The organism is Mesorhizobium sp. SARCC-RB16n (assembly GCF_008520305.1).
Taxonomy (GTDB): domain Bacteria; phylum Pseudomonadota; class Alphaproteobacteria; order Rhizobiales; family Rhizobiaceae; genus Mesorhizobium.
This window is the reverse complement of record NZ_ML703270.1, coordinates 83,971-102,004: the sequence shown is the minus strand read 5'-3', so window position 1 is coordinate 102,004 and position 18,034 is coordinate 83,971. Positions and strand designations below refer to the sequence as shown.

At 63.6% G+C, this 18,034-nt stretch carries 18 protein-coding genes and 1 pseudogene; 9 read left to right on the top strand and 10 right to left on the bottom strand.

Going from position 1 to position 18,034, the window contains the following annotated elements; translation table 11 throughout:
* Nucleotides 1-272: 272 nt before the first annotated feature.
* From C7I87_RS18820 to C7I87_RS18805, 4 genes and pseudogenes are all read right to left on the bottom strand, one after another.
* Nucleotides 273-1,256: a 2-hydroxyacid dehydrogenase gene (locus C7I87_RS18820; protein ID WP_149905612.1), complete on the bottom strand. Its 984-nt coding sequence runs from the start codon at nt 1,254-1,256 to the stop codon at nt 273-275.
* Nucleotides 1,253-2,275 carry a LacI family DNA-binding transcriptional regulator gene (locus C7I87_RS18815; RefSeq protein ID WP_149905611.1) on the bottom strand — a complete coding sequence of 341 codons (1,023 nt, stop codon included), beginning with the start codon at nt 2,273-2,275 and terminating at the stop codon, nt 1,253-1,255. Before C7I87_RS18815 ends, C7I87_RS18820 begins: the two co-directional genes overlap by 4 nt.
* Nucleotides 2,276-2,340: 65 nt before the next feature.
* The gene (locus C7I87_RS18810; protein WP_188393906.1) at nt 2,341-3,225 is read right to left on the bottom strand and encodes a DMT family transporter; all 885 of its coding nucleotides are present in this window, start codon (nt 3,223-3,225) and stop codon (nt 2,341-2,343) included.
* Between the two features lie 193 nt (nt 3,226-3,418).
* Nucleotides 3,419-3,755, bottom strand: a pseudogene (locus C7I87_RS18805) (DUF2000 family protein).
* Nucleotides 3,756-3,808: 53 nt separating this feature from the next.
* On the opposite strand from C7I87_RS18805, the gene C7I87_RS18800 reads away from it, so the two are divergent.
* Entirely contained in the window at nt 3,809-4,678 is an 870-nt protein-coding gene (locus C7I87_RS18800; RefSeq protein WP_149905609.1) for an AraC family transcriptional regulator, read from the top strand.
* 12 nt (nt 4,679-4,690) lie between these two features.
* Here the strand turns inward: C7I87_RS18800 and C7I87_RS18795 are convergent, their stop codons facing one another.
* Complete coding sequence (locus C7I87_RS18795) at nt 4,691-5,161, bottom strand: MarR family winged helix-turn-helix transcriptional regulator (protein ID WP_127278016.1); 471 nt, start codon at nt 5,159-5,161, stop codon at nt 4,691-4,693.
* Nucleotides 5,162-5,570: 409 nt separating this feature from the next.
* On the opposite strand from C7I87_RS18795, the gene C7I87_RS18790 reads away from it, so the two are divergent.
* From C7I87_RS18790 to C7I87_RS18775, 4 genes are all read left to right on the top strand, one after another.
* Nucleotides 5,571-6,608, top strand: coding sequence for a CobW family GTP-binding protein (locus C7I87_RS18790; RefSeq protein ID WP_149905608.1), 1,038 nt, complete (start codon nt 5,571-5,573; stop codon nt 6,606-6,608).
* A gap of 80 nt (nt 6,609-6,688) precedes the next feature.
* Complete coding sequence (locus tag C7I87_RS18785; protein ID WP_149905607.1) at nt 6,689-6,967, top strand: type II toxin-antitoxin system TacA family antitoxin; 279 nt, start codon at nt 6,689-6,691, stop codon at nt 6,965-6,967.
* Nucleotides 6,964-7,491, top strand: a complete 528-nt coding sequence (locus C7I87_RS18780) for a GNAT family N-acetyltransferase (protein ID WP_149905606.1) — start codon at nt 6,964-6,966, stop codon at nt 7,489-7,491. The genes C7I87_RS18785 and C7I87_RS18780 overlap by 4 nt, the downstream gene beginning before the upstream one ends.
* Before the next feature lie 95 nt (nt 7,492-7,586).
* Entirely contained in the window at nt 7,587-8,561 is a 975-nt protein-coding gene (locus C7I87_RS18775; protein ID WP_149905605.1) for a WD40 repeat domain-containing protein, read from the top strand.
* A 13-nt stretch (nt 8,562-8,574) separates the two neighbouring features.
* Here the strand turns inward: C7I87_RS18775 and C7I87_RS35285 are convergent, their stop codons facing one another.
* Nucleotides 8,575-8,751 (bottom strand): hypothetical protein, encoded by a 177-nt coding sequence (locus C7I87_RS35285; protein ID WP_188393908.1) that lies wholly within the window; start codon nt 8,749-8,751, stop codon nt 8,575-8,577.
* A gap of 131 nt (nt 8,752-8,882) precedes the next feature.
* Between C7I87_RS35285 and C7I87_RS18770 the strand changes: the two genes are divergently transcribed.
* Genes C7I87_RS18770 through C7I87_RS18760 form a run of 3 tightly spaced genes read left to right on the top strand, consistent with a single transcriptional unit; the run spans nt 8,883 to nt 12,516 of the window.
* A complete protein-coding gene (locus C7I87_RS18770) occupies nt 8,883-10,262 on the top strand; it encodes an aspartate aminotransferase family protein (RefSeq protein WP_149905604.1) in 1,380 nt (459 codons plus the stop codon).
* Nucleotides 10,263-10,294: 32 nt separating this feature from the next.
* A complete protein-coding gene (locus tag C7I87_RS18765) occupies nt 10,295-11,680 on the top strand; it encodes a glutamine synthetase family protein (protein WP_149905603.1) in 1,386 nt (461 codons plus the stop codon).
* 56 nt (nt 11,681-11,736) lie between these two features.
* Nucleotides 11,737-12,516: a UdgX family uracil-DNA binding protein gene (locus C7I87_RS18760; protein WP_281409063.1), complete on the top strand. Its 780-nt coding sequence runs from the start codon at nt 11,737-11,739 to the stop codon at nt 12,514-12,516.
* Nucleotides 12,517-12,525: 9 nt separating this feature from the next.
* Here C7I87_RS18760 and C7I87_RS18755 read toward each other — a convergent pair whose 3' ends face one another.
* From C7I87_RS18755 to C7I87_RS18740, 4 genes are all read right to left on the bottom strand, one after another.
* Nucleotides 12,526-13,791: a glycerate kinase type-2 family protein gene (locus tag C7I87_RS18755; protein ID WP_149905601.1), complete on the bottom strand. Its 1,266-nt coding sequence runs from the start codon at nt 13,789-13,791 to the stop codon at nt 12,526-12,528.
* On the bottom strand, nt 13,788-14,285 hold the full coding sequence (locus tag C7I87_RS18750) for a heme-degrading domain-containing protein (protein WP_149905600.1): 498 nt from the start codon (nt 14,283-14,285) through the stop codon (nt 13,788-13,790). The genes C7I87_RS18755 and C7I87_RS18750 overlap by 4 nt, the downstream gene beginning before the upstream one ends.
* Before the next feature lie 75 nt (nt 14,286-14,360).
* Nucleotides 14,361-15,674, bottom strand: a complete 1,314-nt coding sequence (gene guaD, locus C7I87_RS18745) for a guanine deaminase (protein ID WP_149905599.1) — start codon at nt 15,672-15,674, stop codon at nt 14,361-14,363.
* 2 nt (nt 15,675-15,676) lie between these two features.
* A complete protein-coding gene (locus C7I87_RS18740) occupies nt 15,677-16,894 on the bottom strand; it encodes a urate hydroxylase PuuD (RefSeq protein WP_149905598.1) in 1,218 nt (405 codons plus the stop codon).
* A gap of 137 nt (nt 16,895-17,031) precedes the next feature.
* On the opposite strand from C7I87_RS18740, the gene C7I87_RS18735 reads away from it, so the two are divergent.
* Complete coding sequence (locus tag C7I87_RS18735; RefSeq protein WP_149905597.1) at nt 17,032-17,952, top strand: LysR family transcriptional regulator; 921 nt, start codon at nt 17,032-17,034, stop codon at nt 17,950-17,952.
* The last annotated feature ends 82 nt before the right edge of the window (nt 17,953-18,034 follow it).

Here is an 18,034-nt window from a genome sequence, read left to right as displayed (position 1 = left end):
AGGATTCGCCCGACCTGCTGTAAGCTTCTGATTTTATGCATGTCGTTATCCCGGAACCGAGGACACTTCCGGGCGACATGCATTAGGCGAATGGTGACCGCCCTATCCGCGTCGGCATCGACAGACGTCGCTGATCGGCCGCCAATGCGAATCAGATCGCGATTCCGGAACCGAGACCTGGGCGCAGTACCAATCTCCGCTGGTCCAACGTCACGACTGGCGACAACAACGGTGAAGCTTGCGATGTTAATAAATATGGCGAAGCCGGGCACTCAAGCGCGCGCCTGAACGTCAGCCGTCTCCGGCACTGGGGTCAGCGGCCGGCGCTCGGTGAACCAGGACACCAGATTGTCGACGCACAGGTCCGCCATGGCGCGGCGCGTGTGCTCCGAGGCCGAGCCGACATGCGGCAGCAAAGAGGTGTTTGGCAAGTCGAGCAACGCCTTGGGGACATTCGGCTCGTCGGCGAAGACATCGAGTCCGGCGGCGGCGATGGTGCCGTCGGCGAGAGCGGCCGCGAGAGCCGCCTCGTCGACCGTGCTGCCGCGTCCGATGTTGACGAAGACGCCGTTCGCGCCGAGCGCCGACAGGACCTCGGCATTGACCGCCTTCTGCGTCGAAGCACCGCCGGGCGCCACCGAAATCAGTGTGTCGATTGCCTCGGCCAAGCCCTTCAACGTCGGGTGGTACTGGTAGGCAAGACCTTCGACACGACGCCTGTTGTGATAGGCGACCGGCAGTCCGAAGGCTTCCAGCCGCCGGGCAATCGCTTGCCCGATGCGACCCATGCCGAAAATACCGACACGGCGCGCACGCAAGGTCAGCCGGCTCAGCGGATAGTTGCCCTTGCGAACCCAGCTGCCGTCACGCAACCAGGTCTCGGCGCGCGGCAGGTCGCGGATGGTGTTGATCAGCAGCCCGATCGCGGTGTCGGCGACCTCCTCGGTCAGCACGTCGGGTGTGTTGGTGACCATGACGTTCTTCGCCGCCGCATGGCGGACATCGACCGAATCGTAGCCGACACCGAATGAGGCGATGAGTTCGAGGTTGGGCAATGCATCCATCATCGCCGCGCTGATGCCGGCAAAGGATGCAATGCCGCGCACGGTGCGGCGCATCTCCTCGGTAACCAGCGCCGGATCGGCGCGCTCGATGCCGACGCGCCTGAACGTCCGGTCGATGCGCGCGACAGCATGGTCGCTGAAATCCGCCGGCACCAGAATGGCAACGGCTTGCAGATATTCGGCCTGGGTCATGCACGCTCCACCGGCTTGCCGGTCGACTGGCGCACATGCAGCTCCGGCCTGATCAATTCCTGCGAGGGCCGCACCGTCTGGCCATTGAGCTTGTCGAGCAGCGCGCTGGCGGCGCGGCGGCCAACCTCGCGCTGGCCGTTCCAGACGGTGGTCAGCGCCGGCGTGGCGATCGCCGCCTCTTCGAGATCGTCATAGCCGGTGACGGAGATGTCGACGCCCGGCACCAGGCCGGCACGCGCGATGCCGTTCATCAAGCCGATGGCGACGAGATCGTTCCAGCAGCAAGCGGCGGTCGGTCTGTCCTTTAGCGCCAGGAACTGCCCGGCGGCCTCGAAACCGGCCTGCTTGGTACGCGGGCCGGCGATGCGCCAGGAGGGCCTGACTTCGAGCCCGGCCGCCTCCATGGCGTTGACATAGCCCTGGTAGCGGTCACGCCCGGTCGAGGTCTGGTCGGTGCCGCCGACCATGGCAATACGCTTGTGGCCGAGCGAGATCAGGTGGTTGGTGGCGAGGCCCGTGCCATAGGCATCGTCGCCGCGAAACACCGGCACGTCGGCGCCCTCGACGGTGCGTGCGATCAGCACCGCCGGCAGGCCGTTCTCCTCGGCCATGACGATGTCGGACGCGGGCGTGCCGATGGCCGGCGACATGATGACGCCGTCGGCGCCGAGCTGCAGCAGCGTATCGATGAAGGTGCGCTGCTTTTCGAGCTGATCATAGTGATTGGACAGGATGAAGGTCTGCCGGCTGCGGTCGAGCTCGCTCTCGATCGAGCGCAGGATCTCGGCGAAGAACGGGTTCATGATGTCGTGCACGACGACACCGACGATGCCCGAGCGCGAAGTGCGCAGGCTGGCGGCGCGGCGGTTGTAGATATAGCCGATGGCGCGCGCATGTTCCTTGATGCGGTCGCGCGTCGAGCCGGCAACCAGCGGGCTGTCGCGCAGCGCCAGCGAAACCGTGGCCGTGGACACGCCGAGCGCATCCGCGATCGTCGACAGCTTGATCTTCTGTGCCAGCCTTTCGCTCCCCGTCGTTTTTTAAACTGTTTAAGGGCGGCCTTATGCCATCGATCGGGGCTAAATCAAAGTTTTTTTGCCAGCGCTTCCGCTTCCACATCGGAGGCCGCGCGGCTGCGCAACCGAAGCCGGTGTTCGCGATGGACGATGTAGAGGCCGCTGGCGACGATGATGGCGGCGCCGACCAGCGTCCAGCGGTCGGGGAACTGCTTAAAGACGATCCAGCCGGAAATGATCATCCACACCATCTGCGAATAGGGATATGGCGCCAGCGCCGTGGTCGTCGCCAGCCGATAGGCCTGGACCAGCAGCCAGTGGCCGACGCCGCCGAACACGCCAAGCATCAGCAGGACTAACCAGTGCCAGCCATCATGCGGCAGGGAAAATGAAAACGGCAGCATGGGCAAAAGCAGCACCGCTGGCGCCAGCGCCGAAAACAGGATCAGGCTTTCCGGCGTCTCGGTCGCCGACATGCGGCGCGTCATGATGACATAGAAGCAGTTCGACAGCATCGAGCCGAGCGCGAAGAGATGTCCGATGCCGAAAACGCCGACACCTGGCCGCGTGATGATCAGGACCCCCGCGAAAGCGGCCAGGATCGCCAGCCAGCGCCGCCAGCCTGCCCATTCGCCGAGCAGCGGGCCGGCAAGGGCGGTGATCACCATCGGCCCGAAGAAATAGATCGATGTCGTCTCGGCCAGTTGCAGGGAGCGCAACGCCAGGACGTTGAAAATGGTCGAGCCGAACAGGAAGGCGCCGCGCATCACATGCGCCGGCAGGTTGACCGGGCGAAACCGCACCGGTTCGCGCCAGCCGCGCAGCAGCGCCCCGACCAGCACGACATGCACGGCAAAGCGCACCCAGGCGACGATCAGGACGGAAACGCCGGCCAGGACGAGATATTTGCTTGAGGTGTCGAGGAAGGTGAAGAAGACATAGGTGGTCAGCATGCACAGGATCGCCACCGGCGGCGTCGCGCTTTCGACATATCTTTGGGAAGGATTCACGTGCAGGCCGGGGGAAGCTGGGCTGGAGCCTCACCTTTGCGGGAATTGTCGCTTGCCGGCAAGTCAATTGTCGCCCGCTGCCGCGCCTGGGATCGCTGGTACAACAACAGTTGCCGCCAGGCTTAGTCTCCGGGCGCTACGCATGCATACGGGCGCCCTTGGTGATCTTGTCGACGACCTTCTTGTCGGCGCGCAGCGCGATGCCGGCCACCTTCGACGTAGAGCGAGGTGGTGACGCCGCGTTCCAGCGCACGCCGGTGGATCGCACTAAGCGTCGCCTGGTCGGCCGAGAGCACGATGACCGGCTGGACCGAGAGCGGATTGTAGAGATTGCCGGCGCGGTCACGATAGGGCTCGCCGATGATGTCGGGAAACTGCGCGACGATGCCGCTGGTTAGGAAGGCGGTGACGTTGAGTTTCTGCCAGACGGGCAGATCTTCCCGCAGTACGATTGCAAATTTCGTATCGAACATGAGAAAATGGACCATTCGAGGTTAGGCCCCGTGTTGCGAGGCTGAAGGAGACGATGTCGTTCGAACTAGACCGCCAGGCCTTCGAGGGTCTTGGACGTTTGTGCGCCGATGCCGCTGAAAACTGCATCATCTCCGCTCCCGACCCTGCCGGGATGGAGCGCATCGAGGCACGGTTTCACGGCAGCGCCTTCGATCCGCATCGCCACGACACCTATGCGATCGGGGTGACATTGCGCGGCGTGCAGACCTTCCGCTATCGCGGCGCGGCAAGGCTGAGCCTGCCCGGCCAGGTGATCGTGCTGCATCCCGACGAATTGCACGATGGCGGCGCGGGCACGGAGGAAGGCCTGCGCTACAGAATGCTCTATCTCGAGCCGTCGCTGATGCTCGACTGTCTCGGCGGCACGGCGCTGCCGTTCGTCAGGGACGGGGTGGTGACGGACGATGCGCTCTGCGCGACGCTGCTTTCGGCGCTCGGGCCGTTGGAGCAGGAACTCGACGAGCTGTTCGTCGACGACTTCCTGGCGCAGCTGATGCAAAGCCTGGCCCGGCATGCCGGCAAGCCGGCAAAGCCACTAGCCGGGACGGCGTGGCGGGCGGCGACGGTGGCGCGTGAGTATCTCACGGAAAATCTCGACCGGCCCGTGCGTTCGGGCGAGTTGGAAGCCGTCACGGGTCTCGACCGCTATGCCCTGTCGAGACATTTCCGCACGGCCTTCTCGACCAGTCCGCATCGTTTCCTGGTGATGCGCCGGCTTCAGCGCGCGCGCAGGATGATCGCCGCCGGCGAACCCTTGGCGCAGATCGCGATCGAGGCCGGCTTCAGCGACCAGAGCCATTTCAACAGGCAATTCAAGAAAGCGTTCGGCATCACGCCGGGACGTTGGTCGTCCTTGATCCACGGAGCCGCCGCGGCGGCCTGACGGCCAACGAGATCAGTCGTCCGACTCGGCGTCGTCGTCGATCAGCACCAGTTCCTCGTTGGAGAGGTTGGCCTCGATGCGGGCGAGCAGCTTGAACAGCGCCTTCTGGTCCTTCTTGTCGAGGCCCTTCAGCGCCTGCTTTTCGGTCTTCTTCACCGATTTCTCGATGGCGCGGATGGTTTCACGGCCGGTATCGGTGAGGAAGATATGGGCCTGGCGGGCATCGGATTCCGACGCGCGTTTTTCCAGAAACCCCTGCGCCTGCAGCCGGTTGATGGTCTTGGTGATGGTCGGCGGACGCACGCCGAGACGCCCGGCAAGATTGCCCGGCGTCTGGCCGTCCTCGCGGTCCAGCGCCAGCATGATCTGGTCCTGGCCGGCATAGAAGCCGTGAGCCAGAAGTCGTGCCGCCAGCGCGGTCCTTGCCAGCCTTGCCGCTGAATGCAGCCGGCTCATCGTTGCAGTCTTGTCCGCCTTGGCCATGGTCATCCCTCTTCGGCCGTACCGGTGCGCACAGCATAGACGCAACCGGCCGGTTGGCAATCGACGATCGAAAAGATTCCGGCATTCGAAACAGCTTTGCCGGCAAGCATTGCGGTGTCCGCCGTGGTGATGCCAGATGTTTATTTCAGTTAGATGACAAACGAGTTTGGCGAGAAGCGGATTCCCGGCAACTGAGATCCCACGGCCGACTGCTCCTGGCAGGGCGGTCCGCGAACCATTTCATCGCCGGGACGACGACCAGTTTGCGCGGCCATGATCACAGCACGATCCCTGCCGGCGGCTTTTGGTCCATGTTTTGCCCCGTGCAAAAGCCCGGCACACATCCTATATGGAGCCGACATCCCTTTCGCGGCCTGGATTTCAGGGCCCAGTCATTTCGAGGCAAGCCATGAGCGACGCACAGACGCAAATCCCCGTAACCGTTCTCACCGGCTATCTCGGCGCCGGCAAGACGACGCTGCTCAACCGCATCCTGTCGGAGAACCACGGCAAGCGCTACGCCGTCATCGTCAACGAATTCGGCGAGATCGGCATCGATAACGACCTGATCGTGGAATCCGACGAGGAAATCTACGAGATGAACAATGGCTGCATCTGCTGCACGGTGCGCGGCGACCTGATCCGCGTCGTCGAGGGCCTGATGCGCCGGCCCGGCCGCTTCGACGCGATCGTCGTCGAGACCACGGGGCTGGCCGATCCGGTACCGGTGGCGCAGACCTTCTTCATGGACGACGACGTGCGCTCCAAGACCAAGCTCGATGCCGTGGTGGCGCTGGTCGACGCCAAGCACCTGCCGCTGCGACTCAAGGATTCCAAGGAAGCCGAGGACCAGATCGCCTTCGCCGATGTCGTGGTGCTGAACAAGACCGACCTCGTCACACCGGAAGAACTCGCCAAGGTCGAGGCGACGATCCGTGCCATCAATCCGGCGGCCAGGATCCACCGCACGACGCGCGCCGGCGTAGCCCTGTCGGAGGTGCTCGACCGCGGCGCCTTTGACCTTACCCGCGCGCTGGAAAACGATCCGCATTTCCTCGAGGCGCATGACGATCACCATGATCATGATCACGACCACGACCACGATGGGCACGACCACCATCACCACGCGCATCCGTCCGACATCCATGACGTGACGGTGCAGTCGGTGTCGCTGCGCGGTGGCGAGATGGACCCGAAGAAATTCTTCCCCTGGATCGAGAAGATCACCCAGATGGAAGGCCCGAACATCCTACGACTGAAAGGCATCATTGCGCTCAAGGGCGATGACGAGCGCTATGTCATCCAGGGCGTGCACATGATCATCGAAGGCGACCACCAGCGCGCCTGGAAAGACGGCGAAAAGCACGAAAGCCGGCTGGTGTTCATCGGCCGCGAACTCGACGCCGAACGGCTGAGGAAGAGTTTCGAGGCCTGCCAGGCCTCGTAAGGCTGTATTGATGGGCCTTCGAGATTGACTATGGGTCCATGTACACATATCATGTGTACATGGACCCGAGGAGATTTCCGATGCCCAGGTCGGCCGACAACAAAACCGAGCGCTATCAAATTCGCATCGCGCCTGCACAAAAGGCGATGATCGCGCGTGCCGCTGCGCTATCTCATCAGGACGTTACCGACTTCATTCTCAACAAGGTGGTTCCCGAAGCACAGGCCGTAATCGAAGCAGCCGAGGTTGCGAAAGTGTCCGACCGTGATTTCACACGGATACTCAACCTGCTGGAGAATCCGCCGAAACCCAATGCCAAGCTCCGAGCAGCGATCACGGCCTTGCCGGACACTCTGTGACGCTTCCGTCCTGGCACGAGGAGCCGATTGCGAAACGCCATGATCGGGTCTCGTTCGATTGCGGCGATGCGCAGATGAACGATTTTCTGCGGCGGTTCGCACGGCAAAGCCACGAACAGAATGCCGCCAAGACTTTCTGCGCCATCGACGATGCGGCTTTGGAGCGGATCCTTGGCTTCTATACGATCGCGCCATCAGCCATTGCTCATGAAACCGTACCGGAGACGATGACGAGAGGGCTGGCGCGGCACGAGGTTTCTGGGTTCAAGCTTGCCCGGCTCGCGACCGACCGCAGCGTTGCCGGGCAAGGACTCGGTGGTCAACTGCTTGCCGCCGCCGCATTGCGCTGCTTGCGACTTGCCGGCGAAGGTGGCGGCATCCTGCTCATCATCGATGCCAAGAGCGAGAGGGCCGCAAGATGGTATGCCAGCTACGGGGCCGAGCGCCTCCAGGGATCGAACCTAACTTTGGTGATGCCATTGGCCACGTTCGCAACCGATCTGCGGGCGAAGGGGCTGCTTTGACGACAGCCTCTCGCCATCGCTGATTCGCCGGTTGCCGGAACCACAAACGTCGAGTAAGCCGCCTCTTCAATCTTATCCAGTTGAACAAGACAATCATGCCCACGGTCGCCCCGCTTGATCTCGAAGGCCATTGCGTTGCCGCCGTCTTCCTCGGCGACGTGCCGCATTTCGCGCTGGCCGATGGCGCTGTCCACCGGCTCGACAATGGCCACAAGACAGTGCAGGCCAATGACGGGCTGCTTGCCGCCTTCCATGACGCGGCGAACGACCGGCTGATCACCGGCGGTGAGGACGGCAAGGTGTTTGCCGTGAAAGCCGGCGGTGAGACCCAGGAGGTGGCGAGCGCCGGCAAGAAGTGGGTCACCAGCGTTGCCGCCGGGCCGCAAGGCGCCATCGCCTATGCCACGGGAAAGACCGCCTTCGTGCGCTTCGCCGATGGCAAGACCCGGGAATTTGCCCATCCGCGCTCGGTCGAGGGGCTAGCCTTCTCGCCCAAGGGCATGCGCTTCGGCGTCGCCCGCTACAATGGCGCGACGCTGCATTTCCCGGCCGCCGAAGGCAAGCCGGTGGAGCTCGAATGGGCGGGCGCGCACACTGGCATCACCTTCTCGCCGGACGGCGCCTTTCTGGTCACCACCATGCAGGAAAACGCCTTGCATGGCTGGAAGCTCGCCGACGGCAAGCACATGCGCATGAGCGGCTATCCCGGCAAGGTCAAAAGCCTGTCCTGGAGCGTGAAAGGCAAATGGCTGGCCAGTTCCGGTGCGCCAGCGGCGATCGTCTGGCCGTTTTCGGGCAAGGACGGCCCGATGGGCAAGGCGCCGCTGGAACTCGGCACGCGCGGCAATGCCATGGTGACAGCGGTCGCTTGCCACCCGAGCCAGGACGTCGTGGCCGTCGGTTACGACGACGGCATGGTTATGGCCGTGCGCTTTTCCGATGCCAAGGAAGTGCTTTTGCGACGCCCGGGCAAGGGCGCCATCACCGCGATGATGTGGGACAAGGAAGAACGCCGCGTCGCCTTCGGCAGTGCCGCCGGCGACTGCGGCGTCATCGACATCACCGCGTAATCCGGATGGCCGATCACTCGGCGCCGCAGGAGACCTTGCCGGTCAGATCGACCGCCTTGCCATCGCTGTCCTTGTCGGCCGTGCTGTCATAGACGGCGAGCTTGTATTTGCCACCATAGACGCCTTCATCGCCCTGGAGCAGTGTCGTCGTGCAGATGATCGTCCGCTTTTGCCCAGCCCCCAATGCCATCCGCATTGGCGCCCAGTTCACGGAGAGCGTCAAGCGCCGCCAGCAAGGGCTGAGCCAATGCAGAACGGACGCGCGGCCGATTGCCGTTGCTGAGGTGGATTGGCTAAGAGGGACAAGCCAGAGGGATTTTCATGCACAGCAGCGACAGTTCAACGACCATCGGCGGCATCGGTCGTGACCGCATCGCGCAATTGCGCGAGACGGAAGGGGCCGCCTTCCGCAAGGCCCGGCCGAAATCGGAGGCCAAGGTCGGCAACGGACTGCCCGGCTTCTTCGGCGGCGTGCCGATGCATTGGATGAACGACTGGCCGACGCCCTTTCCGATCCTGGTCCACAGCGCCCGAGGCGCCACGATCACCGACATGGACGGCAACAGGCTCGATGATTTCTGCCTCGGCGACACCGGTTCGATGTTCGGCCATTCGCCGCCGCCGGTAGCGCGTGCCATTCGCCGGCAGGCCGGGCGCGGCCTGACCTATATGCTGCCTTCGGAAGACGCACTCGCCATCGGGCCGCTGCTGCAGCAGCGCTTCGGCCTGCCGTTCTGGCAGATCGCAACGACGGCGACCGACGCCAACCGCTTCGCGCTGCGGGTGGCGCGTGCGGTCACCGGACGGGAAAAAATCCTGGTCTTCAATGGCTGCTATCACGGCTCGGTGGACGAGACGATGGTACGGCTGATCGACGGCAAGCCCGTCAACCGGCCCGGGCTGGCGGGCGAGTTCCGCGACCTGACCCGCACGGCCAAAGTCATCGAATTCAACGACATTGCCGCGCTGGAAGCAGCGCTCAAGGACAGGGATGTGGCCTGCGTGATCGCCGAGCCGGTGCTGACCAATTCCTGCATGGTGCTGGCTGATCCCGGCTACCATAATGCGTTGCGAAAGTTGACGCGCGAAGCGGGCACGCTGCTTTTGATCGACGAGACGCATACGATCTCAACCGGCCCGGGCGGCTACACCCGGAAATATGGGTTGGAGCCGGACTTGTTCGTGCTGGGCAAGCCGATTGCCGGCGGCGTGCCGGCGAGCGTGTGGGGCATGAGCGATGAAGTCGCCTCGCGCTATGCCGACTACAACAGGACGAAAGAGCCGGGCTATTCCGGCATGGGCACGACACTCTCGGCCAACCCGCTGCAATTCGCCGCCATGCGCGCCACGCTCGAGGAGGTGATGACGCAGGAGAACTACGACCGCATGGACCATCTGGCGCGGCGGCTCGATGCCGGACTGACCGGCGTGATCGATCGCTACCGCCTGCCCTGGCATGTCGCCCGTGTCGGGGCTCGCGTCGAGTTCATCTGCGCGCCCGGCCCGCTGCGCAATGGCGCCGAGGCCGAGGGCGCGCATGCGCCGGAACTCGAAGCCGCCATCCATGTCGCATTGGTCAATCGCGGCGTGTTGATCGCACCCTTCCACAACATGATGCTGATCTCGCCAGCAACGTCGGGCGCCCAGGTCAACCGGCTGATCACCGCGTTTGGCGCGGTTGCGGCAAAGCTTGCGGCATGAGACAAGCCACCAAGCCAAACCCGAGTTCCATCATGACTTCACCTTCGGGCTCCACGCCCACCGAGGCGCAGGCCTTCCTCGACGCCCATCCCGAGATCGAGGCCTTCGATATCGTGCTGACCGACGCCAATGGCGTCGGGCGTGGCAAGATCGTGCGCCGGCACGAGCTGAAAAGCATTTTCGATGGCGGCCGGCACATGCCAATCTCGATCCTCGGCCTCGACATCACCGGCGAGGATGTGCACGAAACCGGGCTGATCTGGGATAGCGGCGACGGCGATCTCAGGGCATGGCCGATTCCAGGCACGCTGGTGCCGCTTTATGGCACGAACCCGCCGCGCGGCCAGGTGCTGATGGCGATGTACCATCTCGACGGCCAGCCCATGTCGTCGGACCCGCGGCTGGCGCTTGCCCGGCAGGTAGACATACTGGCGGCCAAGCGCCTCCATCCGGCTGGCGCCTTCGAACTGGAGTTCTTTCTGCTGGCCAATGAGCGCGATGCCGACGGCAAGGTGCAGCCGGCGCGCGCGGTGCTCGACGGCCGCATCTCGGGCAAGACCGAGGTTTATTCCGTCGACCATCTGCACGGCATGGAGCCGCTGTTCTCCGACATCTATGCCGCCGCCAAGGCGCAAGGCATTCCGGCCGAGACGGTGATTTCCGAATATGCGCCTGGCCAGTACGAATTGACGCTGAACTACCGCAAGGACGTGATGCGGGCGGCAGACGATCTGGTCATGCTGAAGCGGCTGGTGCGGGCGCAGGCGCGCCGCCACGGCGTCACCGCCTGTTTCATGGCCAAGCCGATCGAGAAATATGCCGGCTCGGGCATGCATTTCCACGTCTCGCTGCAGGACAGGGACGGCCGAAACGTCTTTTCGGAAGCCGCCGGCGAAAGCTGGTCGCTGCCGCTGCTGCGTGGCCTCGGTGGCCTGATCCAGACGATGGCGGAATCGATGCTGGTGTTTGCGCCGCACGCCAATTCCTGGCGCCGTTTCGTCTCGCAATCCTACGCACCGGTGGCACCGACCTGGGGCGTCAACAACCGCTCGGTGGCGTTGCGCGTGCCGGCGGGCGATGCGAAGAACCGGCGCATCGAGCATCGGCCGTCCGGCGTCGACGCCAATCCCTATCTGATCGCGGCGACGGTGCTCGCCGGCATCGTCAAAGGCCTCGACGAGGGGCTCGATCCTGGCCCCGAAACGACCGGCAATGGCTATGAGGCAGCCGTCACCCGCACGACGATGCCGGCGGATTGGCGCGCCGCCATCGAAGCGGCCAGGGCGTCCAGCTTCCTGAAGGGCGCGCTCGGCGAGGACCTGCACCGCACCTTCGTGGCGATCAAGCAGTCCGAATACCTGCGCGTGGCGCGCACGGTCAGCGAGTTAGACTATCACCTTTACCTGCACGAAGTGTGATGGCTGAACGATCCGGCGGCAATCATTTTTTCCGCCGTCATCATCAATGAGATGGCGTGCCGGCGCTTCAGGCAGAAAATTGGCGGAACCTTCCCGAGGCCTCGTTCATTCCTCACCTGATCGCGGGAGCGGACAAGGCCGCCAGAGATATGATTGCGAAGATGCCAACGACGCCGCACCACGCCAAGGTGCAGGCGAGGCACTGGCCGAAGCAGCAGCCCACCGAGGCGCCTGATGACGATGCCGCGGACACGGTTTCCGAATTGCGCGAGGCCGCCAAGGGATGCCGCCGCTGTCCGCTTTGGCGCAATGCGACGCAGACCGTATTCGGTGAAGGGCCTGACAATGCCAAGGTAATCTTTGTCGGCGAACAGCCGGGCGACCAGGAAGACCTCGCCGGCCAGCCATTCGTCGGCCCGGCAGGCAAGATCCTGGATGCCATATTGGACGATGCCGGGGTCGATCGCCTGAAGGTCTATGTCACCAACGCGGTCAAGCACTTCAAATTCGAGCCGCGCGGCAAGCGGCGCATCCATTCCAAGCCCAATGTCGGCGAGGTTCAAGCCTGCCGCTGGTGGCTGGACCAAGAGTTTGACCTGATCAAGCCGAACCTCGCCGTGGCGCTCGGCGCGACGGCGGCGCTATCCCTGCTTGGCAAGGCGATACCGGTGACCAAGATGCGCGGCCAGGTGATCGAGCGCGAGGATGGTTTGCGGGTGTTCGTCACCATCCATCCGTCCTTCATCCTGCGCATTCGGGATCACGCCGACAAGGAGGCCGAGCGCGAGCGGTTTTTGCAGGATATGAAACAGGTGAAGAAGCTGATGGCCGCTTAATTGCCGGTTCTAACGAACGAGAATTGCCCTGAGATCATTCACATTCGTGCCGGTCGGGCCAGGTACGAAAAGATCGCCGATGGCGTTGAAAGCCGTCCAGGCATTGTTGCCGGCCAGCATCGCCTTGGCATCCACGCCCGCCGCGCGCATGCGCGAGACGGTCGAACCATCGGCGAAGGCGCCGGCATTGTTTTCCGAACCGTCGATCCCGTCAGTATCGGCGGCAAGGGCGTGAATGCCCTCTACGCCATTGATGCCGATGGCGAAGGCGAGCAGGAATTCCGAGTTGCGGCCGCCCTTGCCTTTGGCCCGCAGGGTCACGGTGGTCTCACCGCCCGAGAGGATCAGAACCGGCTTTTGAAAGGGCCGGTTGCGCGTCGCCACTTCGCGGGCGATCGCGGCGTGGACTCCACCGACCTCGCGCGCTTCGCCTTCGATGGCATCGGAAAGGATGACGGCTTCTATGCCTTGCCGCCTCGCCTCCACTGCTGCCGCTTCCAGCGACACCCCAGCCGAGGCGATCAGATGCACCTCGTTGCGCGAAAAGCGCTCGTCCTCGGGATCTGGTGCATCGGCCTCCGGCGACTGGATATGCGCCATCACCGAGGCCGGCAGTTTCATGCCATAGGCGGATATCGAGGCCAGTGCGTCTTCACGGCTGCCAGTATCGGGAACGGTCGGGCCGGACGCGACCAGGGCCGGATTGTCGCCAGGAATGTCTGAGACCACCAGCGACACCACCTTGGCCGGCCAGGCGGCGGCAGCCAGCCGGCCGCCCTTGATGGTGGAGAGGTGCTTGCGGATGGTATTCATCGCCGCGATCGGCGCGCCGGAGGCGAGCAGCGCCTCGTTGACCGCGATCTCGTCGGCCAGTGTCAGGCCGGCGGCTGGGGACGGCAGCAGCGCCGAACCGCCGCCGGAAATCAGCGCCACGACCAGATCGTCCGCCGTCAGCCCTCGCACCTTCTCCAGCAGCTGACGCGAGGCCTCGAGACCGGCCGCGTCCGGCACCGGATGCGCCGCCTCGATGATCTCGATGCGCTCGCATTTGGCGCCATAGCCGTAGCGGGTGACGACCAGCCCTTCGATCGGGCCATCCCAGACCCTCTCGAACGCCGCCGCTATTTGCGCCGAGCCTTTGCCTGCGCCGATGACGATGGTGCGGCCCTTTGGCCTGGCCGGCAGATGGTCACGGATGGTGCGCTCCGGATCGGCGGCGGCGACGGCCGCATCGAAGATCGAGATAAGAAAAGCCTTGGGATCGGGTTCGGTCATTCCGCGGACAGCGCCAGTTCGCGCCTGTCCACGCCCAGGTGATCGCACAGCGCATCGACCACCACGCCATGATCCTGGCGCTCCGGCAGGCCGGACACCGCGATCACACCGATGACACCGGCGCCCTTGACCGTGACCGGGAAGCCGCCGCCGGCGAGCACATAGTCCGCAATATCGAGCCCCTCGCCGATCTTGAAGGTGCGGTCGGAGCGCTGCTGCTCCAGCACCAGACGATAAGTGCTTCTGAGATAGCGCTTCACGACATTGATCTTGCGCCGCGCCCAATCGGGGTTGGAAGCATTCGAACCCGGCATGGCGGCATAGAAAAGCGGCCGGTCGAAAGTCCTGATATCGACAATGACGGGCAGATTCTCAGCCAGCGCGCGGTCACGGATCGCCGAGCCGAGCTTGAAGGCGACGGCCTCGTCGAAGGCCTTGAAGACAAGGGCCTCTTCCTGTCTCTTGATCAGAGCGATGTCGTCAGCAACGGCCATGTCGTTTCCCTGTCAACTTCGCCGCACGCTTTGACCGATGGCTGCCGCCGGGTCAAGCTGGAACACACCGCAGTGCTAAATTGCGATGTCGCTCTTGGCAGGCCGCCCCGCGACATAGACCTCGCGCACCGCGCGGTCGTCGCCCAGCGTCTGCAGCAGGAACAACTCCTGCGCCAGCGTCTCGACCGTTTCCATCCGGAGCCGCATCGCCGGCGTTGCCCTGGCGTCGAGGACGACGATGTCGGCATCGGTGCCTTCGTCCAGCGTGCCGATCTTGTCCACCACCGACAGCGCCTCGGCGTTGCCGCGTGTCAGCTGCCAGAACGACTGGAACGGGTTCAGCTTCTCGCCGTTCAGCGCGATCACCTTGTAACCCTCGTCCATGGTGCGCAGCATGGAATAGTTGGTGCCGCCGCCGACATCCGTGGCGGCCGCTATGCGCAACGGCTTGTCGCGGCGGCGAAAGCGCTGATAGTCGAACAAGCCTGAGCCGAGAAACAGGTTCGAGGTCGGGCAGAACACGGCCACCGAACCGCTGTCCGACAGCGCGTCCGCCTCACGCTCCGACAGATGGATGCAGTGGCCGAACAGGCTCTTTTTGCCCAGCAGCCCATAATGTTCGTAGACATCGGTGTAGTCGCGCGACCAGGGGTAAAGCTGTTGCGTGAAGGCGATCTCGGCGTGGTTTTCCGACAGATGCGTCTGCATATGCAGGCCAGGGTATTCGCGGCACAGCGCGCCGGCCATCTCCATCTGCTCCGGTGAAGAGGTGATGGCGAAGCGCGGCGTGATGGCATAGTGCTGCCGCCCCTTGCCGTGCCACTCCGCGATCAGTGCCTTGGTGTCGTCATAGCCAGATTGCGGCGTATCGAGCACGCCGTCGGGCGCATTGCGGTCCATCATCACCTTGCCGGCGATGTTGAGCATGTCGCGCGCATGCGACTCGGCGAAGAAGGCTTCCGCCGAGGCCTTGTGTACCGAGCAATAGGCGGCAACCGTCGTGGTGCCATGGCGCACCGTCTCGTCAAGGAACAGCCGCGCGATGCGGCGGCCATGCTGCGCGTTGGCGAATTTTGTTTCCTCGGGAAAGGTGTAGGTGTTCAGCCAGTCGAGCAGTTCGGCGCCATAGGAAGCGATGATCTGCATCTGCGGGAAATGCACATGGGCATCGATGAAGCCCGGCAGCAACAGATGCGGCCGGTGATCGATCTTTCTTACGCCTTCACCGGCCTGTTTCTCGACATCGGCATAGGTGCCTGATGCAACGATCCTGCCGTCCCTTATCAGCAGGCCGCCATCCTCCTCGTAGCGCCAGGCGGAATGGTCGTCGATGGTTTGCGGCCAGCGCACGAAGAACAGCGTGCGGCCGCGCAGAAGTGTCGAGGTCATGCCTATTTCCCCGCGCCTTCGAACCAGGCTACCAGCAGCGCCCGTTCCTTGTCCGATATCTGGCTGACGTTGGCGGGCGGCATGGCGTGGCTGCGGCCGGCTTGAAGATAAATCTCGCGAGCGTGGTTGGCGATGTTGGCGTCGGTATCGAGCATCACTCCCTTGGGCGCGTGGTAGATGCCCTCATAGACCGGCTCCTGCGCATGGCACATCGAGCAGCGGCCGAGCACGGTGTCGCGAACGGCGGGAAAATGCGCCGAGGCGATATAGATGTCCGCCGAGGCGGAGGCCTTCGGTTCGCCGGTCAGCACCTTCGGCACGGTCGACAGCCAGATGATGATGAGGAACAGGACAAGGGCGCCCAGCCACGTCCAGTGCGGATTACCGGCACGCTTGTGCACGGTGTTGAAATAATGGCGGATCAGGATACCGATGATGAACACCAGCGACGCGATGACCCAGTTGAACTGCGTGCCGAAAGCCAGCGGATAATGGTTCGACAGCATCAGGAACAGCACCGGCAACGTCAGGTAGTTGTTGTGAAGCGAACGCTGCTTGGCGATCTTGCCGTATTTCGGATCGGGCTTGCGGCCGGCGATGAGGTCGGCGACGACGATCTTCTGATTGGGGATGATGACCATGAAGACATTGGCCGACATGATTGTCGCGGTGATGGCGCCCAGATGCAGGAAGGCGGCGCGGCCGGTGAACAGATGCGTCAGCCCCCAGGCGATGAAGACCAGCACGCCATAGAGCACCAGCATCAGGCCGGTGTCGCTTTTACCGAGCGGCGAGCGGCACAAAAGATCATAGCCGACCCAGCCGACGCCGATCGTGGCCATCGACAGCAGGATGCCAACCGGCACCGACATCGGCAGCACATTGGGATCGATCAGGAACAGGTCCGCGCCGGCGTAATAAACCACGCACAGCATGGCGAAGCCGGACAGCCAGGTGGCGTAGGATTCCCATTTGAACCAGGTCAGGTGCTCGGGCATCTCGGCAGGCGCCACCAGATATTTCTGGATGTGGTAGAAGCCGCCGCCATGCACCTGCCATTCCTCGCCGAAGGCACCGACCGGCATGCCGGGTCGTTGGCGCAAGCCAAGATCGAGCGCGACGAAATAGAAGGACGAGCCGATCCAGGCGATTCCGGTGACGACGTGCAGCCAGCGCACGGCAAAGCTCAGCCAGTCCCAGAAAATAGCGAAATCCATCATTGAAGTCGTCCCTGCCGATCAGGTGACTTTACGGACTGGAGCGCAAACGGAAAGAGGCGAGGTGTGCGATGACTTTCAAAAAAAAATGGAAAATACTACGCTCATCGCACGCAGCTCAGTGACGCCACGGAAAACTCATGGCCTATCTCGACAACATTGCCGTCTTCGTCCGTGTCGTCGAGCTCGGCAATCTGTCGGCGGCGGGCCGCGACATGCGCATTTCGCCGGCTGTCGCCTCCAATCGCATCAAGGAATTGGAGAAGCATCTCGGCGTGCGGCTGTTCAACCGCACCACCCGGCAATTGATGCCGACCGAACACGGCACTGTTTTCTATTCCGGCGCCAAGCAGGTGCTGGAGGCGATCACCGAGGCGGAAGCCGCGGTTTCTGCCCTGTCCGGCCAGCCACGCGGAACCATCCGCGTCACCGCACCGCTCGGCCTCGGGCGCCGGCTGGTGGCCTCGGGCATTCCCGATTTCCACGACAAATACCCTGACATCGAGGTGCGGCTCAGGCTCTCGGACCACAATGTCGACATCATGAAGGAAGGCATCGACGTCGCCTTCCGGCTCGGCATCATCGAAGATTCCAGTCTTCGGATGCGCGGCATCATGGAATGCGAGCGTGTGCTGGTCGCCGCACCCAGATATCTGGAGGCGCGCGGCGAGCCGATGGAGCCGCAGGAGCTGATCGGCAGGAAGCATGACTGCCTGATGCTGCGCTATTCCGGCGCGCGCGAATATGTCTGGACCTTGCAAACGCCGGCTGGCCCGCAGAAATTCGAGGTGCATGGCCCCTACGACACCGACGACGGCGACGTGCTGACAGGTTGGGCCCTGTCGGGGCGCGGCATCATCAACAAGCCGCGCTTCGAGGTTGAGCCGTTCATTCGCGACCGCCGGCTGAAAGTGATCCTGACCAGCACCCCGCCGACTCCGGTGCAGTTCGCGGCCGTCTATCCACACAAGAAGCTGCAGGATCCCAAGGTGCGGCTCCTGCTCGACTTCATGGCGGAGCGCTGCCAGCGGCTGATCAAGGACATTCTGGCCGGCAAGTGATGGCCTCTTGGCCCATCTGATCCGGTTGCCTTACGCGCAAGCCAGCCTAGGTTGGTAGCCGGATGGCTGCGCGACGTCGCTG